This is a genomic window from Psychrobacter sp. L7, assembly GCF_002810365.1.
In the GTDB taxonomy this organism is placed as follows: Bacteria; Pseudomonadota; Gammaproteobacteria; order Pseudomonadales; family Moraxellaceae; genus Psychrobacter; species Psychrobacter celer.
Genome location: NZ_NEXR01000010.1, coordinates 276,403 through 300,670 on the forward strand (window position 1 = coordinate 276,403; position 24,268 = coordinate 300,670).

Sequence of the window (24,268 nt, forward strand, 5' to 3'; positions counted from 1 at the left end):
TTATTTTGCAAAGTGGTGATTAATCGCAGTAAATAATTGATACTGTTAGAAATAACCCACCCTATCGCCGCTTAATGACCCTTGCTAATTTTTCACATTGGCACAGGGTTGTGATAAAATACGCCACCTGTTAATCGGCTACCCTGCTATATTTTAGTCAATCATGGACTTATCCTTATGAGTGTTACTGTATTTAATCCCCGCCTCGATGACGCTAATGTTACCCCAACAACGGCGAGCGCGCCTACCGTTGCGGCACTCAAAGACTCAAGTTCTGCCAGCATGTCTGCCGATCAAGCCCCGACCAAAAAAGTCTTTGTTACCACGCAAGGCTGTCAGATGAACGTCTATGATTCTGGCAAGATGCTCGATGTGCTCGGTGATTCACACGGTATGGAGGTCACGCACAACATCGATGAAGCAGACGTCCTGCTCATGAACACCTGCTCTATCCGCGAAAAAGCGCAAGAAAAAGTATTTTCAGAGCTGGGCCGCTGGCGCAAACTGAAAGAAAAACGTCCCGACTTGGTCATCGGTGTCGGCGGCTGCGTGGCCTCACAAGAAGGCGATAATATCCAAAAGCGCGCGCCCTATGTCGACATGGTGTTTGGCCCACAAACCTTGCACCGTCTGCCAGAGCTGTATGATCAATCAAATGAGCAGCGTAATATCGCACCCAAAAACCGTATTGGCACCATTGATGTGTCATTTCCGAGTATCGAGAAGTTTGACTTTTTGCCGGAGCCGCGTGTCGAGGGCTACAAAGCTTTTGTCTCTATCATGGAAGGCTGCTCGAAGTATTGCTCGTTTTGTGTGGTGCCTTATACTCGCGGCGAAGAGCTCTCGCGCCCGCTCGACGACGTCTTGGCCGAGATTGACAGTCTTGCCGAGCAAGGCATTCGTGAGATAAACCTACTTGGTCAAAACGTTAATGGCTATCGCGGCGAAAAAGACGACGGCAGTATTTGCCGTTTTGCAGAATTGCTGCACTATGTCTCGCACGTCGATGGTATCGAGCGTATTCGCTATACCACCAGCCACCCGCTGGAGTTTACTGACGATATCATCGATGCCTATGCCAAGCTGCCAGAGCTGGTGTCGCACCTACACCTGCCGGTACAAAGCGGCTCAAATAATATCCTTGCGGCGATGAAACGCAACCACACTATCGATGTCTATATCAATCAGATCAATAAGTTAAAAGCCATTCGTCCCGACATTCACTTATCGAGCGACTTTATCATCGGGTTCCCTGGTGAGACCGATGAAGATTTTCAAGATACATTGAACCTGGCAAAGACGTTGAACTTTGATCACTCGTACAGCTTTATTTACTCTAAGCGTCCGGGCACGCCCGCCGCTGAGCTGCCTGACAATGTGAGCTTTGCCACCAAAAAAGCGCGCTTGGCAGAGTTTCAAAAAGTCATTATTGAGTCAACGCTAGCCAAGACCCATGAGATGGTCGGCACCACGACGCGTGTCTTGGTTGAGCAAGTGGCCGACCGTCACCCTGATTGCTTGATTGGTACCGCGGATAACACCCGCACGGTGATGTTCCCTTATAATGAGGCACAAATGAACGAGTTACTCGGTAAAATCGTCAGCGTACGCGTGACCGACTTTGTCAGCCCGCACATGGTTAAGGGTGAGCTGGTCGAGGTATTGGCGTAGTGTTGCCTGCGTAGATATCAGCCTTCTGCTTCTTAAACGCTCATCAAAAAGCCGCTCTCTACTGAGGTAGGGAGCGGCTTTTTTTAGCAGTGGCTAGGGCGTGTCGAACATTCAACCTTGGCAAGGTTAAACCATAAATCCATTCAATACCTCAGCCAATAGTGCCGCTGCAATAAGAATAAATATCACCCCGCAGCCACGGTTGAGCCATGCTAAGCGACTGCCAACATCTAGCCAGCTGGCCAGCTTTTTGCCACCAAGCGTATAGACAATCTGCCAAATCGTCTCACTCAAAAACAGCCCGCAAGTCAGCATAAGATACTGCGGCCATAATGGCGCACTAAAATTGATAAACTTGGGGAAAAAGGCGGCAAAAAACAAAATGGCTTTGGGGTTGGACAACGATACCCATACCCCAGTACGAAATAGCGTCATGTTGCTGGGCGAGGCCTTTACCGCGGCGCTAGAGAGCGAACGCGGCCGAGGCGTGTCGTGCGCGGCCAAGGACGGCAACTCTGGATAATCGGCCGCCACCTCTTCGCTCATCTCGCGCGCATCATTCATCAAACTGCTTGCACTTGCATCACGCCAAGAGCTGATACCCAAATAGATCAAATAAGCAGCACCAACGGTCTTAATCAGGGTCAGCAGCCACGGCGACTGACGACTAATCACATCGAGCCCCAGTAGCGTCGAGAGTAGCAATAAAAACAGCCCAAGACTCAGACCCGCCAGCGTCCATAGCGTGCGCTTTACCCCATAGTTCATCCCATACTGAAACGCCAGCAGCATATTAGGACCAGGGGTCGCCGAGATAAAAAACGTACTTGCAAAAAACATCGCAAACAGATGCCAAGACATCAGCCAACCCCTACTTTTTATAAAAACAACTGAATATACCTAAAACGAAGACACGTAAACACCACCATAAGGACGGTGTATTTTATGCCTACTTATATAAAAAACAAGCGATTTTATGCGTCAGACTCGCTATAGGCGAATCCAAATACATCAGATACGTGGCTATCAAGGCGCTCCAATGAAACGTTGTGTCGTTTTTTATATCAAATTGACTGTATTAAACTCACGACTGCGATGTAGCGCTTACTAATAACTTTTGCAAAAACGCATCACAGCGCGCCATCTCACTAAGCGCGACAAACTCATCAGCCTTATGCGCCTGCTCGATACTACCAGGACCGCAGATAATCGTCGGAATACCGCTATTGGTAAACTGTCCGCCCTCTGTGGCATAAGCCACTTTGTGGCGGGTGTCATCATCGGTGAGCGCCGCTATCAGCGCTTGTAGCTCGGCACTATCCTTGTCAGTCATCGCAGGCACGGCCTCCATCTGTAGCAGTTCAATGCCAGTATCAGCAGCACGCGCTTGCATCTGCGCGCTTAGCTCTGCGACCTTGGCTTTGATCGGTACCAAGACATCGTCTTGTGTCATGTGCGGCAAGTTACGATAATCAAAGGTAAACTCACACAGATTGGGCACGATATTGGTCGCAGTGCCGCCTTGTATGGTGCCGACAGACAACGTCGAATACGGCACATCAAACCACTCATCATTGTCATCACGGCCGCTGATCTCGTCTGCCAGCTCATCGACATAACCAATCAAACGGCTGGCATAGCTGATGGCGTTGACACCTTGCGTGGTCAATGACGAATGCGCCGACTGACCATGTACACGGCAACGATAAACCGCGACGCCTTTATGCGCGACAACCATCGTCATATTGGTCGGCTCACCGACAATACAATAATCAGGCGTGATACCGCGCGCCTTGAGATCTGCCAGCAGCAATGGCGCACCCAAGCAGCCAACCTCTTCATCAAACGACAATGCCAAATGCAACGGCCGGCGCAATTGACCGGCGTTAGACAACTTTACTGCTTGCGGTAATAGCGTCAGCGCGCAAGCAATAAAGCCTTTCATGTCGCAGGCACCGCGGCCATAGAGCTTATCGCCGCGAATGGTCGCAGTAAACGGTGCTGTCGTCCAGTCCTGCCCCTCCACTGGCACCACATCGGTATGACCGGACAGCACCAGACCATGGTTCACCTCATCAGCGTTTGCCCCAGCAGGTACTGTGACAAACAAATTGGCCTTATCTTTGGCGTCATTAAAGGTCAGATCTACGGTCAAACCCAACTGCTCACAGTACGCTTGCACATCCTCAATCAACACTAGATTTGAGTGGCGACTGACGGTATCAAAACCAATCAAACGCCTAAGCCAGTCGATACTATCTGTAGGATAGCCAGTGGCGTACGAGTCGTCTTTGAGCTGATCATCACTGTGTAAAGTCATAAAACATCCTTATTATGAGGTATCTGTCACGATATAGAACACTAGCTTCTGTGCTATTTTCTGTGCAGAGCGCGCTGGTATAGCGCCTTTATTTCGGTATCTAAGCCCGCCACCGGCCCATCGACAGGTACGTTTGGGGCCACTTCTTGGATAGACAAAGCGCTAATAGGAGAGGCTGATTTTGCGCCAAACTCCTCCATCCATTCACTCAACTGTTTTGATGAGCTGACATAAACGATACGACCAAGCCCTGCCCACGCATGCGCCGCTGAGCACATCGCGCAGTGCTCCCCTGAGGTATAGACCACCGCTTTTGCACGTGCTTCAGGAGTCATGTTTTGAGCTGCCCACTTGGCAACGGCGATCTCAGGATGGTACGTGGGATCAACCGTATTGGCACGGTTGCGATCTTCTTTTAACACTCTACCTTCGCCATCGACCAACACACTACCAAACGGCGCGTCACCTGCCGCGACGGCTTCAGCAGCTAGAGCAATGCAGCGGCGCAAGTGCACCAAGTCACTATCATGAATCATCGGCTTTCCTCTCGTTTTTATCAGCACTGCTTTTATCAGCGCTGTTTAGCATCATGCAGCAGGCGCTTATCTTCCTATCATCGACCCGTTAAGAATAAGTACAGAGCTATAAAACATAAAAGCTGTACTCCTTTTATTTAGGATTTACGATATAGGCGTCGTCCCCCCTTGAGGTTTAAGAAGGGTTATTTTGGTTCATCGCATCCACCACAGGCGGCATTGGTTTTGGCAACTTACCTTCTGCTTGTAGCTCTTTGGTGGTTTTTGCATCGATGGCCAATCCAGCAATTAGCGCGATGTCTTTTACTGGTTTGCGCTTGCGAGTTGCAAAGCTCACGGGCACCATCCGCGCAAACTCGTAAATATATAGATAAGATTCTTCGCCGCCCTCAAAGTCTTCATCTTCTGCCAGGCGAATTGCTCCAATCTTGGCCAAATCCGACAGCATCTCGTTTTCCTCGCTACTGATCTGGCAATCAGTGATACCAAAGCCTGTCATAAAACCATTGGCCCACTGTTTCAACGCCATCACACGCTCGTATAGATCGTGTTCGTCATCTGGTAGCAGCGGCATATACGCATAAGCATCGTCTTTGTCTTTGAGCTGAAACACCGTGTCTTCTGCTTCTTCTGTGAGCAAAGTCAGCGCCGCTTCAGGCAGTGGCGCAAAGCTCAGCTCTTCAAACACCTTTGCCCATACTTGCTCGTCAGGCGCGTTACACGCCGTCATCAACCCCGTCATCAGACCATGCACCTCACTGATCGATACGTCATTCCAGTCGTCAAATGCGGTCAGCCACGTATTCCAGCCGGAGATATTGTCATTCATAATAATTGTCCTAGTAAATGGTTGTGACTTATAAAATCAGAAAAATTGCTTATAAAACAAAAAATCAGCTCGATACCACTCATCGCGCTGAGCCAAAAAATACATAGATAAGATTTAGGTATATGTAATTACTTTGTTGATATAGATATTATGAGGTCACCTATGGCATTATTAAATACACAAAACAAAATTCATTCACGCTTACTTGTTAAGGATAAAAACTGACTATGTATGATCAACTTAGAATATTAGAAAAAATGATACTCGACATCAAAAAACAGTATCAGCTTGTCAGTGCTGAACTTAGCAGCCTAAAAAAGCACCCAACCACAGATCCAAAGCAAATCACCGACTTACAAAACAAGCTAAATACCAGCCATAGCGAGCGTGACGGTGCCAAAAAACAACTGAACGATCTGGATAAACGCTATCAAAGCTTGGCCGAAGCCCATCATATGATCGGTGAAGAGCAAGACAAGCTACAAAAGCAGATCAGCCAATTACAACAACAAAACCGTGAATTGCAGCAGCATAATAATGAGCTAAAGCAGCAGTATAGCGATATCAAACAACAAAATAGCGAATTACAGAAAAAAAACCAGTTGGCAGCAGAGCGTACTCAAGTTGTCCTCAAACGCCTCACACGTATCGACCAAGCCGAAAGTTAGAGTCTTGGTGATCGCTGTAATAGCTGACACCCCCATTTACTGACCCATATATTGTAGGATTTATCATGACTGATGACCACACCAATGCCGCAAACAACCCGCCTAAGCAAGCAGGACCTAGCGTATCCAAAGCCCCTGTCAGCCCAACCACGGCAGGCACTACCAGCAAGCCTGTGACACCCGAGTCCCAAGTCAAAAAAGTCGATATTGTCATCGCGGGCGTGACCTACCCCATTTACTGTCCGATCCATGAGCAAGAGGAGCTACTGTCTGCTGTCTCCTATATCAATAACTACGCGCTGGATCTCAGACGTGAGGCACCCAGCCTGAGCCAAGAAAGCCTGCTGGTGCTGTGCTGCCTTAACTTATATGAGAAAATCCATGCCAATCAAAGAAGCGAAGAGGATCGCCTGCAGCAAGACAAGCAGTCTGAGGCGCTACTCAATAAGATCATGAAAGACGCCCAATCTATTTTGTAGGCCAGCGTGTCTTTTGGCCTGCTTGATAGATAGGTTAACAAGAGAGTTTATGAGTAAATAAAAAAGCGCTTGGCTCATAGAGCCAAGCGCTTTTTTGATACGCTTTTTGATACTATGGCTAGCCGCCATCATGCATTAGGATCATATACCTTGCCTGCATGATAGTCTGCCTGATGCTCGTAATTGCAAAAAAACAAAACGTTACTATCCGTCTCCATACTACTAGCACTTGGCTGTGCAGCATTTGCCGTGACAGATACGGGCTTGGTTTCGAGGACACCGCGGTACTCAGCCAAGCTATTGCCACAAAAATCACAGGTGCGCGGTGTGACCACATCGCCTTTTTGCGGCATCATGCTTTTGGGCGGCCGCGGATACATAAACTTATAAAAGGCCCACATCACAGCCCAGATGATGAGAATCACAATAATCACAGCAAACACGGCGGTGCTCCTTTGAAGATGGGTTCAGACATGATAAATGCAGCGCGGCAGCATCGCCCAAAAAGCTGGCAATATAAGGCCAGCTCTTTTATGGGCTAAATAGGCTGGTAGATGCAATATAAACCAGCAAAAACAGGCCGGGAACCTTTGACTATAACAGATATAGTCGTTACTAGGGCGTGTCCTCAATTCAATCAACAGCCATCTAAATGGGCTAAAAATGGCTAAATCTGGTCAAACGGTGTCAAATAGCTGACTAATATCTCGATATTATCTGCGCTATTTTCCTTGTTTGACGGCGATTTATCTCATTTTTATCGCCATTTTTAAAATGAGGACACGCCCTAAATAAACGAGATACACGGTATAAACTCGCTGGACTGGTACAAATTTCCTTGCGTTCGGTGCTGCGCCGACGGGTGCGGCAAAAATTTATCCCAGTCTCGCTGTATTCTTTTTATACTGACCTGACTATATCTTAGCGACAACGAGCGCGCTATAGCTGTAACTCACTGATATCAGCCACGGTCAAAAACAGCGCTCGTACTTGCTTGAGCAGCGCCAAGCGGTTGTTTTTTAGCGCCGCATCTTCACTGTTGACCATAACATCAGCGAAAAACTGGGTCAAAGGCGCATCCAGACTTGCCAGCGTTTGCAAAACTTGCGTATAGTCAGCGGTTTCTAGCAAAGGCTTGACCGCTGTTTGCGCTTGTTGAACAGCTTGATACAATTCCTGCTCAGCAGGCTCAGACAATAGCGCCTCGTCGACGTTATCTGCCACGCTGACCTCTGACTTGGCCAATATATTTGCTACCCGTTTGTTTGAATCGGCAAGTTTTTCAGCTTGAGCCAGTTCACTAAACGCTTGTACCGCACGAATACGCTGATCAAAATCCAGCGGCATATGCGGCTGGATCGCTTGAACCGCTTGGATGGTATCGACGCTCACGCCCTGCTCGGTGTACATCGCCCGATAGCGAGAATTTAAGAAGCCCATCACTTGGGTAAAAGTATCACCCATTTTAGCAATCTTACTGCCATCGCTGGTGCTATAGCCTTTAACCGCTTGCTCAACCAAAGCGGCAAGATTGATCGGTAGCTGTTTTTCGATCAAGATACGCAAAATACCAATGGCCGAGCGGCGCAGACTAAACGGATCTTTTGAGCCGGTAGGTGCTTGGTCAATGGCAAAAATACCGACCAGCGTATCCAAACGATCGGCCAATGCCAGACAAATACCAATCGGCGTCTGCGGCAATACATCACCGCTAAACTTCGGCAAATACTGCTCTTGCAGACTGTCCGCGACTGCCGCAGGCTCACCATTTAAGCGTGCATAGTAGGTTCCGGCGATACCTTGCAACTCCGGATACTCACCGACGAGCGAGCTTGCTAGATCAGCTTTGGACAAGATGGCAGCGCGCACGGTGTCTTCGACCTCGATATCGTGGCCTTGCTGCTGCATCAAAGTGGCGATAAAGGCAGCAAGCTTGGCAATACGCTCAGACTTTTCCCAAATCGTACCGAGCTTGTCTTGGAAAACGCGAGTCTTTAAGCTCTCGGTCAAAGCAAACAGTGGCTGTTTTTGATCTTGCAAAAAGAAAAACTCGGCATCAGCCAAGCGCGGCCGCACGACTTTTTCGTTGCCTTCGATGATTTGATTCGGGTCTTTTGACTCAATATTGGTGATAAAAATAAAGTACGGCTGCAACTTACCTGCTTTATCGGTTAAGCAAAAATACTTTTGATCCGCTTGCATAGTGGAGATTAGCGCCTCTTGCGGCACTTGCAAAAAGCGCGGCTCAAAGCTTGCTCTAAGCGCAATCGGGAAATCAACCAGCGCGGTCACTTCATCTAGCAACTCTTGCGGTACGATGGCGTCGGCGTTGACTTCATCGGCCAGTGCTTTGACTTGGTTTTTGATGAGCATTTGACGCTTATCAAAATCGGCCACCACTTTTAGATCCGTTAGCAGCGACTCGTAGTCGGTAGCATGAGCAATCTTACGATAGTCAGGGCTGTGGAAGCGGTGACCACGGGTTTGGTTGCTGGTTTGATGCCCTTGGATAGTGGCATCGATTACCGCATCGTCTTGCATCAAGACTGCCCACTGTACCGGACGCACAAACTCATCACGGCTGCTACCTGAGCGCATACGCTTGGCAATTGGCAGACTATCTAATGCCGTCTGAAAGATGCTCGGTAGCAGCTCTGTGGTCGCTTGACCGTGAATAGTCTGCTCGTAGCCGACATAATCCCCTTTATCGGTGTTAATCGTTATCAGCTCGCTGGCTTCAATCCCTAAACCCTTAGCAAAGCCCATCGCTGCACGGGTTGGGTTGCCATCGCTATCAAACGCTGCTTTAATCGCAGGGCCACGTTTTTGCTCGGTACGATCAGGCTGCTTATCGCTAATTCCTGTGATCTGAATCGCCAAACGGCGCGGTGCGGCAAAGGACTTGATGGCATCAAAACTGATATCGGCGTCTTTTAGTTGCTCGGTGACACTTGTTTGCAAGGCATCGCGTAGCGGTTTTAGGCTTTTTGGAGGTAGCTCTTCACACCCCAGTTCAAATAAAATAATACTCATGGGATGCTCCTATTTGTCGTTGGTAGATTGGTGGTTGTTGGTCACGGCTTTATCGCCTGTCACATCGTCTGCTGCCGCGTCTTCTTCTGGTGCTTTTGGTAGATACTTATCGAGCGCTGCTTGGCGATGTTCTTCATCAGCCAACGGGAAGCCAAGCTTGGCACGCGCTTCAACATAACCAAAGGCCACTTTGCGCGCCAAGGTACGGACACGCAAAATAAAGCGCTGACGCTCCGTCACAGAAATGGCGCCACGAGCGTCCAGTAGGTTAAAGGCATGAGAGGCTTTGAGTACCATCTCGTAGGCTGGCAACGGCAATCCTTCGGCCACAAGCTTATCAGCCTGCTGCTCATAAAAATCAAACATCTGCCCCATCATCGGCACATCGGCGTGCTCAAAGTTATAAGTGGACTGCTCCACTTCGTTTTGATGAAAGACATCGCCATAGGTCACGCGGCCAAACTCACCATCCGCCCAAACCAAATCATAGACGCTATCGACGCCTTGTACATACATCGCTAGACGCTCAAGACCGTAAGTAATCTCGCCGGTGACTGGAAAGCACTCAATGCCGCCCACTTGCTGAAAATAGGTAAACTGCGTGACTTCCATACCGTTTAGCCAAATCTCCCAGCCCAGACCCCACGCCCCAAGCGTTGGCGACTCCCAGTTGTCTTCGACAAAACGCACGTCATGAACCAGCGGATCGATACCGATGGCGCGCAGTGAGTCCAAATACAGCTCTTGGATATTGGGCGGATTGGGCTTGAGCACCACTTGAAACTGGTAATAATGCTGCAAGCGGTTTGGGTTGTCACCGTAGCGGCCATCTGTCGGGCGGCGTGATGGCTGCACATAAGCAGCATTCCAGCGCTCAGGGCCAAGCGAGCGCAAAAACGTCGCCGTATGAAAGGTACCGGCACCGACTTCCATATCGTAAGGCTGCAAGACCACGCAGCCTTTGTCAGCCCAATAATTTTGCAAGGTTAGGATGAGATCTTGAAACGTCATCGGTTGAGAATCTTTCGCTTGTGATGTCATAGTTTGGATTGTCATAGTTTGGGGCATCTTAATAAAGCCACTGTGGAATGAGTATTATGAAATATTGATAGCGCTCGTATTGCCTATTTGGCAACGACTCTATTTGCCTGCTCACCTTACTAAAAATTGACCATTTTATCCATATTTACCGCAACTAAATTTATGCTATCTGTCCAAATACCGTGCGCTATGCCCCATATCAAATGGCATCGAGGGTATTTATGTCTATCCAGCAGCGTAAACACAGCACGCACATAAACCCTATACCCGTCGCACCTCTCAACTTATAACCATTTTTTCAATTGACCATATAGTCGATGCACTCTAAGAAGAACATAGCGCTACTGGGATGAATTTTGCGCCGCCTCTGGGAACGCAGCACGCAAGTAAAATTTATACCAGTAGCGCGTTTAAGTTTATATAACAGTTTTATCTTCAATTGATCATAAAGGCAAAAACAAAAAAATACCCAAATGCGTGAGCATCTGGGCAGGAGGAAAAGTATGTCGCTGGTATCCTGATGGGTCAGGCTTTTTGTTTTTTTAATAACGCTTACTTGGTGACGCTTGTTTTTTGATACAGATTTTAATATAAGCAAAGCTGGGTACGAACCGTTTGTACGTCAATCTATAAAACATCAGCCTATCGGGCGCTACTGATAAGACTCATGAGTGGCTTTTGGCATGATAATCCATAAAATAATATAAATTAAGATACCTGGAACCGCTGCACTCAGTGAAGACACAATCACAAACAATACTCTTACCCAAGTAGGCGACCAACCGACGTATTCTGCAATACCGCCCATCACCCCTGCTATCATACGATTGTTTTGCGAGCGATGTAATTTTGCTAATTTAGCCAAATCCAATACCTCTCTATTTTATGTTTTCTATTTCTTGTTATTTGAGACTAGATAAAAGACCGCTATTTTTGCCTTATAGTTTTCGCATTGTATTTTTTATCTTATGTCTTTTAGTTAGGCTTAATCTGTAGCCTTTCTAACTTACAAATCAGTATAGCAACTATTTTCTTATGGTCTGTTGAAGATGTACCAGTGCTTTGTGAGTTTATGCTACCTAAGCTTGCCCTAATCTGTCCTAATTACCTGTAAGCTACTGATTTTAAATAATTATTTCAAAATGTTTCAAAAATGGATTTGTTGCCAAAACCTTACTTTCACTACCTACCTACTCTAAAATACCAAGCATAATCAACCAGATACGCTTATATGATTTTTCTGGTTATACTGATGATTGTATCTATAGGTTTATAGGCAATCCGATATCAGAACAATACAGCGAGATGACAAGTCGTTTTTTGCAGCCTCTGTGATAACAGTACACAAGGAGAATTTGTACCAGTTGCACGTTCATAGGAGCGTATCGATTTTATTTTAAACTGACGATACCCTAGCCATATTGTTTTATCACCGCTTAACGCCTGTTTAATAAAAACAACCTTTATCAGCGCTTGTTTACAATAACCTACCTGCAAATCGACCAAAACCTTTATACCATGCAGATTGTCTTACTTTTATAAAAACGCTTACTAAAAAACCAACAAGGATTGCTATGTACGATACGGGGTTGATGATTGGTCATTTTGAGCCACTACATTTGGGGCAAATGCGCAGTATTTTGGAGGCCGCAGGGCAAGCTAAAATACTGCATATCGTCATCACAGCACACCCGACGCCGCATCCAGACTTTAGTATTACGCTACAAGATAAGGCACGCTGGCTACAGATGGCCTGTGCTGACCTGCCTTTTATTCATATTCATACCACCCATGAGATTGCCCTGCCGCTTCATGATAGCTTTGATGAAGTGCACATCGACATCCCAGCCAGCAATGCCAAGCTGCATCGTCTGAGCCAAGCGCTCGCGTTGCCTGCAGAAGCGGTGCTGTTTGTGGCACAAAACCATCCTTTAGCCCAACCCCATATCACAGAACACCTGCAGATGCCCGTGGTGACGACGGCGCTACAGCCCGCGTTTGACTCATATGCCATCGCTCGCGATCCTATCGCCCATTGGTCAGCGATTCACCCTCAAGCGCGCAGTGATTACACAAAGACGGTCGCGATCGTCGGCGGTGAAAGCTCAGGGAAAACAACCTTGGTACATAAGCTTGCCAACTATTATGGCGCAAGCTTTGCGTTAGAGATGGGACGTTTATACGTCGGTACGGACTTGGGTGGTAGCGAGATTGGGCTGCAGTACAGTGACTATGGCCCCATCGCCCTCAATCATGCTCAGGCGATTCGAGAGGCCGCAGCCGTAGCGACTGCCCCTGTGACCATTGTCGATACTGATTTTGTGACCACGCAGGCGTTTTGTGAAGAGTACGAAGGTCGTAGCCACCCGTTTGTGGCCGCATGTATCGATGAGTTTCGCTTGGACCATACCATCATGCTAGACAACAATACGCCATGGGTAGATGACGGCATGCGCTCACTGGGCACCCCTGAGGCGCGCGGGCGCTTTGAGCAGCGGCTGGTCGATATCTTTACCCGCCATGGTATCGAGCCGCATTTGATCGATGCGCCTGATTATGATGCTCGCTATCGGCAAGCGTTACGTTTTATCGATCGATATGTCTATAACAAAAACCAATAAACAAAGCGCGGTGAGTCAACGCCAAATAAAAAACAGATAAAGTAAAAGACAGATAAAGTAAAAGACAGATGAAGTAAAAGACAGATAAAGTAAAAGACAGATGAAGTAAAAGACAGATGAAGTAAAAGACAGATGAAGTAAAAGACAGATGAAGTAAAAGACAGATGAAGTAAAAGACAGATGAAGTAAAAGACAGATGAAGTAAAAGACAGATGAAGTAAAAGACAAGCAAAGTAAAAATACAGAATAAAAACAGCATATTATAAAAGAAGTGGCTTGTAAAAGAGTCAAAACCACAACAGTCAAACAAGCCGCTCCCAACATTTATTTTAGGAAAAACCTATGCGTATTCAGCTATTAGACAATATCACTGGTAAGTGGGCCATGCAGTGGATCATCACTTGGTTTATCTGCGGCGTGATTGCTTTATCAGCAGGCTTTTGGTTGACCACCGATCATACTACCCTAGATTGGTTTTATTTGGCGGTGTCCTTTATCGGCTTGATTTGTGTGGTATCGCTATCATTTCGCAAAAACGTCTTGGGCAATGGCTTTGGCATGGCCGCTACTGCAGGTGAAGTGGTGGTGCAGGCAACCTCGGGCGCGGTGGGTTTGATGCTGGCGCCTCTGTTTAACTTTTTTACCCATGTCTATGGTATTTTTTATTGGTCAAAGCACACCGACCCTGACGGCGACATGATACCCAAGTCTGCCAGCAAAGCCGTTTGGCTGATTACAATTGCCTTTATTGTGATTGGGCTGGCGCTATTTCCTACCGTCAACGACCTTTTAGCCAGCTATGGTTATGCGGTGGTTGAAGACGACAACAGTCTATTTTTAGGCTTTATTTCTTTTTTTTGGATCAATGTCCTCGCCTTTGTGCTCTCGATCACCGCCCAAGCCGCCATGATTTTGCGCTATTCGTTTAACTGGTGGCTGTGGATTATCGTCAATTTTGTTTGGCTCATTGTCAATCTTATGTCTGGCAACTACATTTTTGCCATTCAGACCATGATCTATCAAGTCAACTCCTTTATCGGTCTGTATGAATGGCATCGTAGCGAGAGAAGCTAATATACTGAAATAATAGGGCTCAGATGACTTAGATATATGGCTTAGACGCTTTTGATAAACCCTATCGCATCTAGGATAAAGCTGACAGACCTGACAGACTAAAGAACCGCCATAGTAAAGCCAAAAGTGAGAGAAATGCTCAGCGCTGACTGAACCGTCTATCAGATACTATGGTAGAGAAGCCCAATTAGTGCTACAAATGATACTAGAGACGCTCTGATGTGGGAGAGGAGTGTCGTATCTTAATGACTAACAAGGAGGTTAGTATGTCTCGTCGTCCACCCCGCATGTCAAAACGCACACTTGAGCAGTGGCTCAGTGAGTACTCTGTCAGCCACCAAAACCTAATCAACAAAAAAATACATTGGCTCTGCGTGCCGACCATCTTTGTCAGTTTACTTGGGATGGGTATGTCGCTATCCGTTTGGTTTACCTTAGTGCTTAGTGCCTTGGTCTTGCTGTTCTACATGCGTTTGTCCACGCCGTTATTTTTGGCGATGGGCATGTTTATCCTTATCTGCCTGTCTGTCATGACCTTACTACCGTGGGGCTTTAAGGTCTGGGCAGGTGTCTTTGTTGTGGCTTGGATTGGGCAGTTTATCGGTCATAAAATCGAAGGCAAAAAACCCTCATTTTTTGAAGATTTACAGTTTTTATTAATTGGGCCTGCATGGGTGGCCAATAGCCTGATGGGTGACAAAACCAGTAGCTAACTCTCCGGTGGAGCGCGTTATGTGCTCAGGGTTGGTGTTCTGACGGTTTTTATACCGGTTATTTTCGTTTATATGGCTTTATCCTTACTCTAGCCATGCTGTACGACGATAAATCACTTGATTTCTTCACCCTAAAAAAGCGCCACCCATGAGCTGGATGGCGCTTTTTTGGTTTTTTATCTCTTACACTACCGAGCTTTGGTGCTTATTTACCAAACACCTTCATACGCTCTTCTACTGGCTTAAACTCTTTGTCACCAGCTGGCTGCTCGATGGCACCAAATACCATCTGCGCGTTTAGTTCCCAATCATCAGCGATATTCCAAGTATTGGCAACTTGCTGGTCAATCACTGGATTATAATGCTGCAAGTTGGCGCCAACATCGATGCTTGCCAATGCCGTCCAAATCACATACTGATGCATGGCGCTGGTCTGATGTGCCCAGATTGGGAATTTGTCCGCATATAAAGGGGCCGCTTCTTGCATGCTTCTGACTACACCTTTGTCTTCAAAAAACAATATCGTACCAGCACCGGCTTTAAAGCCTGCGATTTTATCTTTTGTACCTTGAAATTTCTCGTCGTCACCCACGATGACCTTCAATGTCTCTTCGGTGATGTCCCACAGTTTTTGATGATCCTCATCGAACAAGACAACGATACGAGCTGACTGAGAGTTGAAGGAGGAAGGCGTGTGTAAAATAGCGTGCTCTACCAATTTTACAATCTCATCCTTAGAGACTGGTAGTTGATCGCTCAAGGCATAGATAGAGCGGCGTTTTTCGGCAAGATTTTGTAAGGTGGTTAGGTCTGACATAATAAGACTCCGTCGGGTTAAATATTTAGGTTGTATATAAAGTATGTGTTTTAAAATGAGTCGATAGTAAAAATATTAAAACTTGCTTAATCATCATTTGATTGTAAAAGCCACACCGAGCGATCTATATTCAAATTTTGTAAAAAATCTTCACAATAACGTGAACTATAAAAGATAAATTAACAATTCGTATTGTCAAATCATCCTTTAAAACCGTCAGGCAGCGCTGGGGCGGGCAGACGTTTCATATCAGAGTCGACATTACCAAAGCGCTCGTGGCCGTTGTTCCAATCGATGATAGACTGCTCAATCTCTTCTTTATTATCAGCGACAAAGTTCCACCACAGCAGCACTTGATTGTTTAATGGCTCACCGCCGATAAACATTACCCGTGTGCCTTTTTTGGCGACCAGCTTGATGCTTTCGTTATTTTCGACATCACTATCGTGGAAGCGAAATAGCTGATCTTGCTCACAGATTTTGCCTTCAGACTCAATCTGCCCTTCGCTGACCAAGATACCGTATTCAAAACCAGGCTCTAGCGTTAGGGTGACCTCGCCATCCTCTAGCCAGTACACATCGATACCGACCATTTTGGAGTACTGTATCGTTGGCGCTTCGTAGCGCTCGCCTGTGACGCTGGTGTAGTTGCCCGTGGTCAATATCATCTCTACATTATTTTCCGTCCACATCGGTAGCTCTGGATAGTGATGAAAGCCGCGCTCGATTTTTTGGTCTGTCGGTAGAGCAATCCACAGCTGCACCATACTCAGCGCACGCGCCGCATCTGGCGAGCCGCCCGTATCAGGAAAGACACTTTGCTCGGTATGACTGATGCCTTGCGTTAAACCGGTACCTGCGGTCATGACGTTGACTTGGTTTTTGGTAATTACTTGCTCGTTGCCCAAGCTGTCTTTATGCAGCACTTCGCCATCTAACATCCAGCTAAAGGTTTGCAAATTGGTATGCGGATGACGACCCACTTGCATGCCAGCCTCACCGTCCTCAAACTCAGCAGGGCCTGCGTGATCCAAAAAGCACCACGCACCGATCGGTTTTTTGCCAGTATTAGGTAACAGACGGGCGATAGGAATACCGCCAACATCGGCCAAACGCGGCTCTAGGGTTTTAATACTCATGACTCACCTCTTATTATCAATTTATCAATGATGTGTGTTAGCTGGTGTCAAAGATGATGACCATAGCGCCGCCACCTTTTTAAAGCTTCTAAAAGCTCATAGGTACTTCCATGACAAGGACTTTAGCGTCTTCAGCGACATCCATCGTAAAACTTTTAGTATCCCAAACACCAAGGCCATCGCGGGTATCTAAAGTGTTACTGTTTACCACAACCTGACCACTAATGACAAAGACATACACGCCGTTGTTAGGGTCTTTTAAGTCATAGGTCTGTGTCACACCTTTGTCAAAGTCGCCGATGCTAAACCACGCATTTTGATGAATCCACACGCCAGCATCGTCGGCATTGGGTGACAGCACTTGGTTAAACTCATTTGGCTGCAGGATGTCATCCATGCGCAACTGCTGATAGCGCGGCGTGACATTCATTTTGTTTGGAATGACCCAAATCTGTAAAAACTTCACAGGCTCATTGGCATCGCCGTTCATCTCACTATGAGTGATACCCGTGCCTGCCGACATCACTTGGATTTCGCCTGTTTCGATGATGCCTTCGTTGCCGATATTGTCGCCATGACCGAGCTTGCCCGATAATGGGATGCTGATGATTTCCATACCACGATGTGAGTGTCTGCCAAAACCTTGACCACCGATGACAAAATCATCGTTGATGACACGTAGCGCGCCAAAACCCATACGCGCTGGATTATGATAGTTGGCAAAGCTAAACGTGTGACGGCTTTTGAGCCAGCCGTGGTCGGCATCGCCGCGAGAGTCTGCTGCATGATAGATAGTTTGCATAACAAAGCCTTATATCGTCGTACGTTAACTGGTTCAATACTGCTCATTAACGCGCTTGTCTAAGTAATGATTTTATTATAATTGTTGTCTTATAATAGATAAACAAAGCTAATTGCAAATCACTATTCTTATATTTAGAACAATAAAAGCTACTAATACTGACCTTAATACGAACCTATTAGAAACGTTAGCAGAAGTTGTTATAGTCGATTTTAAATAAAAGAGTCAGGCGTTTTTTTAAGGTGCGGTAGCGCGGAGTGCCAAGTGAATTTGACGCTTAGAGTCTTAGCCTATATTTTGTAAAAAGCTTTTGTCACGAGCCAGCCATGCTAAATACAGCACAGGCAATACAAATAGACCGACAGCCCAGTAGCTTAATTTGACATAAAGCAGTGCACCCAATAATGCGCCAATGACAAAACTGCTCACTAGCGCTGAGCTATGCGCAAGTTTTTTGGCGTTATCGAGTGTTCTATTGGCAAGATAGTCTGATAAATTAATGCCTAACTGAGTGGTATTACCCGTCATCAGCACCGTTGGACTCATGTGCTTGATGACAGTTTTGCTGGCTGTATTGCGAATCGCCAAGGCCGTCAGACCCAAGCCGCCGGTAATCGCAACGGTGATACTATTGCCATCAGTAAACGGCTGGAAGGACAATCCTGCTATCATAAACGCGGTGAGAAACACCGCCTCTGCCAATAGCAAATGAGTCAGTATCAGCCGCTGCTGGCGACTGTTATCGATATAGATTTTGGTCACAACAACCGTCAAAACAAACAGCGGCACAGAAGCCAGCTTGATCCACAGGCCGTCCTCGCCTTTGACCAAACCACTGCCTGCCAATACCAAGTTGCCGATATAATTCGGCATAACGATGGTAGCGGCCTTCTCTATTTATACAGCATGCAAGCGTTACAAAAAGCAACGAAGAGACACATTTATAATAGACAGTGGCACTCAAATGTCCTGTTTTCTTGCTAAACTTAACCATGACACCTATAAGCACTACTTAACGGAAATAAATGAAAAAACGTTAAGCCAATGCGCTCTTTTCTCTACCATAATTCTCGATCACAAATAAGGATAATGAACCATGATGCTCCCCTCTCTCAAACAAGCCAATCGTGCCTTCGCCTTCGCTGCTATCAGCGCCCTTGGCATGATGAGCACTGTCGGTCAGGCAGCGACCTATGAGCTGGACCCTAAGCATACCGCGGTGCGCTTTTTTGTCGATCATTTTGGCACCTCGACCAATACTGGTGGCTTTTATAACCTCTCAGGCATTCTGGAGTACGCACCCAAAGAGCAAAAAGGCTTTATCGGCATCACCATTCCGATGGGCAGCTTGAGCACAGGTATCAAAGAGTTTGATGGTCATTTAAAATCTGCGGATTTCTTTAATGTCAAAGAGCATCCAACCGCTTATTTTAAATCTACCAATTGGCAGTTTGATGGTAATAAAGTCAAATCAGTCACAGGCGACTTAACACTACTGGGTCAGACGCATCCTGTGACACTGACAGCCACTAAGTTTAACTGCTATGACAGCCCAATGCTAAACGCTGAAGTGTGCGGCGGCGATTTTGAAACCACCATCGACAGAACCAAGTGGGGTATCGATACTTATACCGAGGGCGGTATGATGAAAAACATCAAACTGGTCGTTCAAGTAGAAGGCAGTAAAAAGGCCGATCTCAAGTAACGACCGCTTGTCTTATAAAGATCATATAGTCGATTAGAGATAAAACAGATACACGATATATACTACAATTAAGCTGAGTTTTTAACTCAGCTTTTTTGACGGTATAAAGATTTTAATGAGCGCTGTTGGCGTTTGTATATAGTGAGTTCAGTATAAAAACGATACAGTGGGACTGGGATAAATTTTACGCAGCATCGAGCGGCGCAGGCACAGCACGCAAGGAAAATTTATACCAGTTCCACGTTGATATATAATGTATCTGTTTTATTTAGAATCAACTATAGTCGAATCCAAATAATTCAGATACCTAACTATCCTGCCGCTCAATGTATCGTTGTTTTCTTGGAATGGCCATAAAACGGTGCGTCAAAACAACAAGAGGACAATTAGGATGGGACAGCTAGAAGATATGGCAATGTTTGTACGCATTGTCGAAGCGGGCAGTATCACCAAAGCTGCCGAGCAGCTCAATATTGCCAAATCAGCCGTCAGCCGCCGCTTAAAGGAGTTAGAAACTCGCCTCGGCAGTCAGCTGATCAGCCGCACCACGCGCCAGTCCAATTTGACGCAAGCAGGTGAGCAGTATTATCAGCAGGTGATGCATATACTCAGTGAAGTAGATGCGCTCAATGGGCAAACCAGCGGCGCGCCCACTCGCATCGAGGGCACCTTAAAAATGACGGCACCGCTGTCCTTTGGCTTGATGCACCTCAACGCGGTGATTGATGATTATGCCAATCTACATCCCAACCTAAGTTTTGAGCTGGATTTTTCTGATCGGCATGTCGACTTGATCGAAGAAGGCTATGAGCTGGCCATCCGTATCAGAGAGCTACAAGACTCGAGTTATCAGGCCAAGCGTCTGGCGCTGATTCGTTACGCCCTCTGCGCCAGCCCTGACTATCTGAGCAAAACGGGCACACCTAAGACTTTGGCTGACTTGGCGACCCATGAGTTTTTACAATACGGTCTGAGTAAAACCAGTCATTTAGAGCTGACGGACGCTCAAGGCAAAAAACACACCCATACTATCGATGCCAAAATAAAAGCCACCAATGGCGAGTTTTTGGTCGATTTGGCAGTAAAGGGTCATGGCATTGTGTTTATGCCGACTTTTATCGCCTATCAAAGGCTGGCTCGCGGCGAGCTGGTGCCGATCCTACCACAGTATCAACTGCCGACACTCAGCGCTTATGCCGTGTATCCAAAAAACCGTTTTTTATCACAGCGCTGTCGCTATTTGATTGACTTCATTGCCGAGCGGTTCGGTGATGACCCGTATTGGGATAATTTTTCTGAAAGGCTTACACAAACTTAGCCGTCTAGCAAAGCTGCTATAAACCTTAAAACAATACTGCTAGTATTATCTAACGATATCCATCCGTCATAAGGAGATGCATTATGGATTTATCATCGTTAGGTATCAAGGCCGTCCACGAGTTTGATGGTATTCATCAAAGCCCATTACCACAAGAGCGCCTAAAGGCCGCGCGCAAACAAGCAAGCGCGTTTCGAGAGCGCTTGATGTCTGAGCCACCGGTGCAGTTTTATCAAAGCGCCGATATGGTCAGAGTGCCCTATCCCACGTGGTACGCCTACAGCGGTGTCTATACCCAAAGCACGTATAAATTCCCCTATATCCATATCTTAAACCGTATTTTTATCATTCAGTATCATGACTTTTTGGGTGAGCTAAAGACCCTGCTGTTCTCTCCTTCTGATATCGAAGCGGATCGTGAGACGCCTTTTTTTAAGCGTTTGACGGATAAAATGCCGAATTGGTCACCGCTTGAAAATGTGGTCGCGCCTGTTATTCGTGATGTGGCAGGTGCCCTCGCAGAGGTGGGTCTCATGCCCGAAGACGTGGATTATATCAGCTATGATCATCTACACACCCAAGACATCCGCCGCTGGCTCGGTACGAAAGGCTCGAAAAAAGACCAAGCCGCCTACTTTCCTAATGCAAAGATTTTGGTGCATGAGCGTGAGTGGCAAAGCGCCAGTGCTTTATTGCCCGTACAAGCAGACTGGTATTGCCCTAATGGTATCGATGGCATCGACCCTGACAAGGTGATTCGATTTACCGGTAGTATCCAATTGGGTGAAGGTCTGGCGCTGGTACATACCCCAGGCCATACTGAGGGCAACCACTCACTCGTCGCCCGCGTGCCCGATGGCATCAGAGTCACCTCAGAAAACGGCGTGGGCGCAGACGCTTATGCGCCAATGTACTCGACCGTCGACGCCATCCGCCGTTATGCAAAAGAGACCGGTATGGAGGTTATCTTAAACGGCAACACCCTAGAAGGCAGTAACGAGCAATATATCTCCATGGTCATCGAAAAGACCATCGCAGGCCCCTCCCAAAACCCCGACTTCCCTAACTGTGCCTCGAGCAGTGAAGCGACGCCTTATTGGCTAATTCCTGGTCATAAAGTCAGTCACCTGATCGGTGAGGCCACCTTTGGTACACTACAAGCGGGCTCGATGAAACATAACGCCGCACAAAAGGCAGGTGCCTGATGCGTTATTTCTCCGACAAGACCATATATATCACTGGCGCTGCTTCTGGTATCGGCTTTGAGAGTGCCAAGCAGCTCATCAAGCAAGGCGCGCACTTAGTATTGTTTGATGTGCAGCCGCTTGATGATGCCTTATCGGCGTTACAAGGGCTAAATAAGCACAATGCCTCAATCAGCACCTATGAGCTGGATGTCACTGATGCTGAGATGACCTGTACAAAAATTGCTACCGCAGCGGCTCAGTGCCCGCCAGATATTTTGATGCATTTTGTGGGTATCACAGGTCCATGGACGTTTGATAAGATGAGTCAAGCACAGTTTGAGCGCGTGATGCACATCAACTTATTTGGCACGCGCAACGTCCTTGCGGCGGTGCGGCCGTTTTTGGAGCGTGGCGATCAGGTCATGGTCACCGCTTCTATGTCGTCGTTTACAGGCAGTTATGGCTATAGCTCTTATAGTGCTTCTAAATTTGCCATTTGGGGCATGATGCAGTCATTAAACTACGAATGGAAACCGCTAGGCATTGATATCACGGTCTTTGCACCGCCGCCGATTGACACACCGCTGACCCAGTCTGAGGTCGGCGTCATGGATGCAGCAGGCGTCGGTATGAAAAAACTGGCAGGCGAATTAAATATCGAAGAGGCAGTCAAATCCATGCTAAAGGGTGTGGAAAACCGATCGTTTTTGGTGGTGCCAGGCGTGATGGCAAACCTCATCAGACTGCAGCTGCGTTTTTTTCCAGTCAGCTGGGTCAATTGGATAGGCAACAAGGCCGCGGCGTTTTCGGCCAAAAAATAATGGCTAAGTAAAAAGAATACAGCTATGCAGCCTGATAATGAGTTCTGAGTAATAAAAAGCGTCATCCAGTGGTTGGATGACGCTTTTTTATCTTGAACAATTACGTGCTAGGCGCCCGTTAATCTAAGGTTTGTACGCCGCCGCCATTGACAAACAACGTCTGACCACTTACCCACTCAGAGATAGGTGAGGCAAAATACAGCATGGCGCCTGCGATATCATCTGCCTCGCCCAAACGCTTGATGGGTGTGTGCGACAGCATGCGCGCTTCGATCTCAGGCGTCAGCACACTCTGCAATGCCGCTGTACGCGTAGCACCTGGGCCAACCGCGTTGATACGCACCTCAGGACCAAAATCGTGCGCCAGATTTGCCACCATGTGATTGACTGCCGCTTTTGATGCAGCGTAGCCACTCATGTCAGGGCTCTTATTGATACTCGACATCGAGGTGGTGATGACGATTGAGCCGTAGCCGGATTTTTTCATGTGCGGCACACACAGCTGACACAGACGCCAAGCGCTAAAGACATTTAGCTCAAAATCACGGCGAAAATCATCCACTGAGATTTTAGACGGATCTTCTTGCCCGCCGCCACCGCCGCCAGCGTTGCTGATCAATATGTTGACCGTGCCAAAAGTTGCCACCGTTTTATCGACCATGGCCACCAAATCATCGTCTTTTAAAATATTACACTCTACGGCCAAAGCCTTGACCCCAAAGCTTTCGACTTCTTTGGCCGCCGACTTGGCATCTTCTATCTTCAGATCGGCGATGACGATGTTGGCGCCAGCTTGTGCCAGTCGCAGCGCAGTGGCTTTACCAATACCATTGGCACCGCCAGTGACGATGGCAGTTTTACCTGTCAAATCAAACAATGCCGAAAAGGCTTTGGGTTGAAACGCTTGCATACTCATTCCTTATCATTGTTATTTATGATGTCTCGTGTGTTACCTCGTATGTTACTTAGTATGCGCGCTTACTCTAAAATACGTGTATCAATTCATCCGTATTTTGTAATCGTTTATGCGTAAGATTTGACCAGCTACCAGATTTCACCCATAAAAAAAGCCTCACAATAATGTGAGGCTTTAGTGCTCTAACAGAGCCATATTTGGAGCGGGATAAGAGATTCGAACTCTCGACCCCAACCTTGGCAAGGTTATGCTCTACCACTGAGCTAATCCCGCTAAACATCGAATCGCGTTATTGTTAACAACAACTCCGTCTCGATAGGCTGGCTATTTTAGCAAAAATTCTAAGCCTGTCAACACCTTTTTCTGCATTTTTTGCAAATATTTTCGCTGACAGCCTTTATTTACCAGCGATTCTGCTATAAGCGTTTGATTTTACAATGAGTATTATCGGCCAGTTTTTCTAAAATATTTTAGCAAATCAAGGGCTGTATTTGCTGGGCTCACGGCTATGCATGTCTATCACTGTGTTTGGGCGCGCTGTTTACTTACAATCATAGGGTGTACTGTTACTTTTTCTG

23 protein-coding genes and 1 tRNA gene are annotated in these 24,268 nt (G+C 46.9%); 10 read left to right on the forward strand and 14 right to left on the reverse strand.

What is annotated here, in order from left to right; translation table 11 throughout:
- The first annotated feature begins 177 nt into the window (after nucleotides 1–177).
- The gene (miaB, locus tag CAP50_RS10865) at nucleotides 178–1,671 is read left to right on the forward strand and encodes a tRNA (N6-isopentenyl adenosine(37)-C2)-methylthiotransferase MiaB (RefSeq protein ID WP_075100437.1); all 1,494 of its coding nucleotides are present in this window, start codon (nucleotides 178–180) and stop codon (nucleotides 1,669–1,671) included.
- A 126-nt stretch (nucleotides 1,672–1,797) separates the two neighbouring features.
- Here the strand turns inward: miaB and CAP50_RS10870 are convergent, their stop codons facing one another.
- The 4 genes from CAP50_RS10870 to CAP50_RS10885 form a co-directional block, all read right to left on the reverse strand.
- Nucleotides 1,798–2,532: a LysE family translocator gene (locus CAP50_RS10870; protein WP_075100436.1), complete on the reverse strand. Its 735-nt coding sequence runs from the start codon at nucleotides 2,530–2,532 to the stop codon at nucleotides 1,798–1,800.
- 223 nt (nucleotides 2,533–2,755) lie between these two features.
- Nucleotides 2,756–3,991, reverse strand: a complete 1,236-nt coding sequence (gene argE, locus CAP50_RS10875) for an acetylornithine deacetylase (protein ID WP_100750002.1) — start codon at nucleotides 3,989–3,991, stop codon at nucleotides 2,756–2,758.
- 53 nt (nucleotides 3,992–4,044) lie between these two features.
- A complete protein-coding gene (locus tag CAP50_RS10880) occupies nucleotides 4,045–4,527 on the reverse strand; it encodes a nucleoside deaminase (protein WP_100750003.1) in 483 nt (160 codons plus the stop codon).
- A 175-nt stretch (nucleotides 4,528–4,702) separates the two neighbouring features.
- Nucleotides 4,703–5,356 (reverse strand): UPF0149 family protein, encoded by a 654-nt coding sequence (locus tag CAP50_RS10885; protein WP_100750004.1) that lies wholly within the window; start codon nucleotides 5,354–5,356, stop codon nucleotides 4,703–4,705.
- 227 nt (nucleotides 5,357–5,583) lie between these two features.
- Here CAP50_RS10885 and CAP50_RS10890 point away from each other — a divergent pair, with 227 nt between their 5' ends.
- Both CAP50_RS10890 and CAP50_RS10895 read left to right on the forward strand, forming a co-directional pair.
- Complete coding sequence (locus tag CAP50_RS10890; protein WP_100750005.1) at nucleotides 5,584–6,024, forward strand: hypothetical protein; 441 nt, start codon at nucleotides 5,584–5,586, stop codon at nucleotides 6,022–6,024.
- A gap of 65 nt (nucleotides 6,025–6,089) precedes the next feature.
- Nucleotides 6,090–6,503 (forward strand): cell division protein ZapA, encoded by a 414-nt coding sequence (locus CAP50_RS10895; RefSeq protein WP_083608458.1) that lies wholly within the window; start codon nucleotides 6,090–6,092, stop codon nucleotides 6,501–6,503.
- A gap of 128 nt (nucleotides 6,504–6,631) precedes the next feature.
- On the opposite strand, the gene CAP50_RS10900 is transcribed toward CAP50_RS10895, so the two are convergent.
- The 4 genes from CAP50_RS10900 to CAP50_RS10915 all read right to left on the reverse strand — a co-directional run bounded on the left by CAP50_RS10900 (nucleotide 6,632) and on the right by CAP50_RS10915 (nucleotide 11,442).
- On the reverse strand, nucleotides 6,632–6,946 hold the full coding sequence (locus CAP50_RS10900; RefSeq protein WP_075100432.1) for a hypothetical protein: 315 nt from the start codon (nucleotides 6,944–6,946) through the stop codon (nucleotides 6,632–6,634).
- Between the two features lie 496 nt (nucleotides 6,947–7,442).
- On the reverse strand, nucleotides 7,443–9,536 hold the full coding sequence (gene glyS, locus CAP50_RS10905; RefSeq protein ID WP_075100431.1) for a glycine--tRNA ligase subunit beta: 2,094 nt from the start codon (nucleotides 9,534–9,536) through the stop codon (nucleotides 7,443–7,445).
- 9 nt (nucleotides 9,537–9,545) lie between these two features.
- Nucleotides 9,546–10,592 (reverse strand): glycine--tRNA ligase subunit alpha, encoded by a 1,047-nt coding sequence (glyQ, locus tag CAP50_RS10910; protein WP_075100430.1) that lies wholly within the window; start codon nucleotides 10,590–10,592, stop codon nucleotides 9,546–9,548.
- A gap of 637 nt (nucleotides 10,593–11,229) precedes the next feature.
- Nucleotides 11,230–11,442, reverse strand: a complete 213-nt coding sequence (locus tag CAP50_RS10915; protein WP_075100736.1) for a PspC domain-containing protein — start codon at nucleotides 11,440–11,442, stop codon at nucleotides 11,230–11,232.
- 709 nt (nucleotides 11,443–12,151) lie between these two features.
- On the opposite strand from CAP50_RS10915, the gene nadR reads away from it, so the two are divergent.
- The 3 genes from nadR (at nucleotide 12,152) to CAP50_RS10930 (ending at nucleotide 14,985) form a co-directional block, all read left to right on the forward strand.
- Complete coding sequence (nadR, locus tag CAP50_RS10920; protein ID WP_100750007.1) at nucleotides 12,152–13,198, forward strand: multifunctional transcriptional regulator/nicotinamide-nucleotide adenylyltransferase/ribosylnicotinamide kinase NadR; 1,047 nt, start codon at nucleotides 12,152–12,154, stop codon at nucleotides 13,196–13,198.
- Nucleotides 13,199–13,540: 342 nt separating this feature from the next.
- Nucleotides 13,541–14,272: a nicotinamide riboside transporter PnuC gene (pnuC, locus tag CAP50_RS10925; protein WP_075100428.1), complete on the forward strand. Its 732-nt coding sequence runs from the start codon at nucleotides 13,541–13,543 to the stop codon at nucleotides 14,270–14,272.
- A gap of 266 nt (nucleotides 14,273–14,538) precedes the next feature.
- On the forward strand, nucleotides 14,539–14,985 hold the full coding sequence (locus CAP50_RS10930; RefSeq protein ID WP_172953124.1) for an Mpo1 family 2-hydroxy fatty acid dioxygenase: 447 nt from the start codon (nucleotides 14,539–14,541) through the stop codon (nucleotides 14,983–14,985).
- 205 nt (nucleotides 14,986–15,190) lie between these two features.
- Here CAP50_RS10930 and CAP50_RS10935 read toward each other — a convergent pair whose 3' ends face one another.
- From CAP50_RS10935 to CAP50_RS10950, 4 genes are all read right to left on the reverse strand, one after another.
- A complete protein-coding gene (locus tag CAP50_RS10935) occupies nucleotides 15,191–15,802 on the reverse strand; it encodes a nitroreductase family protein (protein ID WP_100750009.1) in 612 nt (203 codons plus the stop codon).
- A gap of 200 nt (nucleotides 15,803–16,002) precedes the next feature.
- Entirely contained in the window at nucleotides 16,003–16,941 is a 939-nt protein-coding gene (locus CAP50_RS10940; protein WP_100750010.1) for a pirin family protein, read from the reverse strand.
- An 88-nt stretch (nucleotides 16,942–17,029) separates the two neighbouring features.
- Nucleotides 17,030–17,743 (reverse strand): pirin family protein, encoded by a 714-nt coding sequence (locus CAP50_RS10945; RefSeq protein WP_100750011.1) that lies wholly within the window; start codon nucleotides 17,741–17,743, stop codon nucleotides 17,030–17,032.
- 285 nt (nucleotides 17,744–18,028) lie between these two features.
- Nucleotides 18,029–18,616: a YoaK family protein gene (locus CAP50_RS10950; RefSeq protein WP_100750012.1), complete on the reverse strand. Its 588-nt coding sequence runs from the start codon at nucleotides 18,614–18,616 to the stop codon at nucleotides 18,029–18,031.
- Nucleotides 18,617–18,839: 223 nt separating this feature from the next.
- Here CAP50_RS10950 and CAP50_RS10955 point away from each other — a divergent pair, with 223 nt between their 5' ends.
- From CAP50_RS10955 to CAP50_RS10970, 4 genes are all read left to right on the forward strand, one after another.
- Nucleotides 18,840–19,448: a YceI family protein gene (locus CAP50_RS10955; RefSeq protein ID WP_241900749.1), complete on the forward strand. Its 609-nt coding sequence runs from the start codon at nucleotides 18,840–18,842 to the stop codon at nucleotides 19,446–19,448.
- A 391-nt stretch (nucleotides 19,449–19,839) separates the two neighbouring features.
- Nucleotides 19,840–20,766 (forward strand): LysR family transcriptional regulator, encoded by a 927-nt coding sequence (locus CAP50_RS10960; RefSeq protein ID WP_100750013.1) that lies wholly within the window; start codon nucleotides 19,840–19,842, stop codon nucleotides 20,764–20,766.
- Nucleotides 20,767–20,849: 83 nt separating this feature from the next.
- Nucleotides 20,850–21,971: a hypothetical protein gene (locus tag CAP50_RS10965; RefSeq protein ID WP_100750014.1), complete on the forward strand. Its 1,122-nt coding sequence runs from the start codon at nucleotides 20,850–20,852 to the stop codon at nucleotides 21,969–21,971.
- Nucleotides 21,971–22,774 (forward strand): SDR family NAD(P)-dependent oxidoreductase, encoded by an 804-nt coding sequence (locus CAP50_RS10970; protein ID WP_100750015.1) that lies wholly within the window; start codon nucleotides 21,971–21,973, stop codon nucleotides 22,772–22,774. Before CAP50_RS10965 ends, CAP50_RS10970 begins: the two co-directional genes overlap by 1 nt.
- Before the next feature lie 118 nt (nucleotides 22,775–22,892).
- Here the strand turns inward: CAP50_RS10970 and CAP50_RS10975 are convergent, their stop codons facing one another.
- Together CAP50_RS10975 and CAP50_RS10980 are read right to left on the reverse strand one after the other, a co-directional pair.
- Nucleotides 22,893–23,684 carry a glucose 1-dehydrogenase gene (locus CAP50_RS10975; RefSeq protein WP_100750016.1) on the reverse strand — a complete coding sequence of 264 codons (792 nt, stop codon included), beginning with the start codon at nucleotides 23,682–23,684 and terminating at the stop codon, nucleotides 22,893–22,895.
- A 204-nt stretch (nucleotides 23,685–23,888) separates the two neighbouring features.
- Nucleotides 23,889–23,963, reverse strand: a tRNA-Gly gene (locus CAP50_RS10980).
- Nucleotides 23,964–24,268: the final 305 nt, after the last annotated feature.